The sequence below is a fragment of the Sporosarcina koreensis genome, assembly GCF_001531445.1.
In the GTDB taxonomy this organism is placed as follows: domain Bacteria; phylum Bacillota; class Bacilli; order Bacillales_A; family Planococcaceae; genus Sporosarcina; species Sporosarcina koreensis_C.
In genome coordinates, this window is sequence record NZ_LQYA01000092.1 from 1 (window position 1) to 2,533 (window position 2,533).

Annotated in this window: 1 protein-coding gene and 1 pseudogene; one reads left to right on the plus strand and one right to left on the minus strand. The window is 52.2% G+C overall.

All coding sequences use genetic code 11. From position 1 onward, the window contains the following. A pseudogene (locus AWV70_RS24140) lies at nucleotides 1–209 on the plus strand (hypothetical protein); the annotation flags it as partial. Between the two features lie 41 nt (nucleotides 210–250). On the opposite strand, the gene AWV70_RS11315 reads toward AWV70_RS24140, so the two are convergent. Beyond that, nucleotides 251–2,533, minus strand: a 2,283-nt coding sequence (locus tag AWV70_RS11315; protein WP_235588633.1) for a DEAD/DEAH box helicase, incomplete at its 5' end; no start/stop codon positions are given.

Below are 2,533 nucleotides of genomic sequence, written 5' to 3' on the forward strand. Positions count from 1 at the left end.
GGGGACCGCTCCCGCCGCATCTAACAATACTAGAAGGAGGAAAATGCATGGACCAATACGAAAAACAGCTCATCCGCATGGAACTGCAAGTCGGACAGCTCATCAGCATCATTGCTCGTCTGAATGAACGGATCAATGAATTGGAGGAAAAAGAGCTCGCCAGAAAAGTTATTCCTATACATATACGGCGCGCCGCACAGCGAACGTGAGCAAAAAACCCCGGTTCTATAATAAAACCGAGGTCAAGCAACTATCTTTCAAATGTAAGAAGATCATCCAATTCCGTATCGGATAACTCCGTCAACCATTGACTCGACTGGATCAAATCCGCGGACAAAGCCGCTTTCTCAACGAGCATCTTATCGATTTTCTCTTCAATCGTCCCGACGGTCACAAACTTATGGACATGTACGAACTTCGTCTGGCCGATTCGGTACGCCCGGTCCGTCGCCTGATTCTCAACCGCCGGATTCCACCAACGATCCGCGTGCAGCACATGGTTCGCAGCAGTCAAATTCAACCCGGTGCCGCCAGCCTTCAATGACAGAATGAAAATCGGGAATTCACCAGCCTGGAACGCCTCGACCAAATGATCGCGCTGCCCCTTCGGCATGCTGCCAGACAAGAACGGCACATCGATATCGTACAACTCACTCAAACATTGGCGAATCAATTGGCCCATTCCGATATACTGCGTGAAAATCAAACACTGCTCACCATTCGATGCAATATCGGCAGCCATTGACACGATCCGGTTTAACTTCACCGATCGCTCCAGCATCTGATCGGCAGGCGCATGCGGCTCCTTCAAAAATAACGAAGGATGATTGCAAAGCTGCTTCAAGCGGCTCAACATCTTCAAAATGAGCCCCTTCCGCTCAAAACCGGTCAGCGTCTCCAGTTTGAATTTCGTATCCTCAATGAAACTCTCATAGAGCGCTGCCTGCTCCGTCGTCAACGGACAATACTCATTTTGCTCGAGCTTTTTCGGCAAGTTCAACTGCAAATCGGGGTCGTTCTTCGTACGGCGCAGCAGGAATGGACGGATCTTTGCCCGCAATTTGCGCTTTTCAAGCTCCGAATCATCACGCTCAATCGGCACGATAAACTGCTCGGTGAACGTCCGGAAGCTTCCGAAATATCCTTTGTGAATGAAATCGAAAATCGCCCACAGCTCTGACAGCCGGTTTTCGATCGGCGTTCCCGTCAACGCGATCTGATGGTCGCCATGCAATTTACGGATTGCCCGAGACTGTTTCGTTTGCATATTCTTTATATTTTGCGCTTCATCAAGCGTAATGCTCGCGAATACAGTGCCGCCAAGCGTCTCATCGTCCTGTGTCGCGGTCCCGTACGTCGTCAAAATGACATCCGGCTTGCGAGTCTTCACAAGCTCATCGAACTCTTCTTCCCGAGTCCGCGTCGGCCCGTAATGCGTATGCACTGAAAGCGACGGCGCAAACCGTTCAAGTTCTTTCTGCCAGTTGCCGAGCACGCTTGTTGGGCAGATAATCAGCGAAGGGGAGTCCGTCTCGGGGCGCGCATGCACATTCAATAAATACGAAATGAGCTGCACCGTCTTCCCGAGCCCCATATCATCAGCCAAAACCGCGCCAAAATGATGTTCGCGCATAAAGACGAGCCAATTATACCCGTCAATCTGATACGGACGAAGCTCCGCCTTCAATCCGACAGGAATGCCTGCATCCGGAAGGCCATGCTTATTCGAAACCATCTCGACATATTCACGCAACGACTGCTGCATCGAAAACGCCAGAAGGGGGTCATCCGACTCATCATCTTCATCGACCGAGATGATCTCCTCAGGAATCTCCTGGAACAGCAGATCCTTCACCGTCCACTCGCCTGCATCCGCCTGCTCCATCAGCTCACGGATCCGCTTCAGCCAAAGCGGGTCAATATGGAACCACTCATCACCGGAGCGGATATACTCGCGATTCTCATCAACGAGTTTCCTAAACGAATCCTGATCAATCTCCTTCCCGGCAAGCGAAAAGTTCCAATCGAACGAAAGGACTTCATCAAGACCCGCAGCAGATCGGTACGACTGCACACTCGCATTTGTCCGGACACGCATTTTCGACTCCGTCACCGACTTCAGCCAAGCCGGCAAAATGACGGCATACCCGAATGACTGGAACACGGGCAGATCTTCCTGAATGAACATCCGCACTTCCGGATCCGTCATCGTGATCGACAAAAACCGATTATCGGGCTCAGCCTCGACCGAACGCAGGAAAGACACCATCTCGGACTGCTTCTCCCGGATTTCATCAGCGAAATCCTTCCATTTGGCAGGCAGTGCATCGCCGATTTCCGCATTCGCTTTCCGGACAGCCGGCGTCCAATGCGTCCCGCGTTCACTGACGACAACCGTCTCCAGCAGCCACTCCGTATCTTCATCCGTATCCGGCTCCGTCAGACGGAAAGCGACCCGGACAGGCATCGTCGAAACTGAATCGCCGGGCCACCCGAACTTGCGCAAATGAGGCAACAGCGCCGGCAACTGATC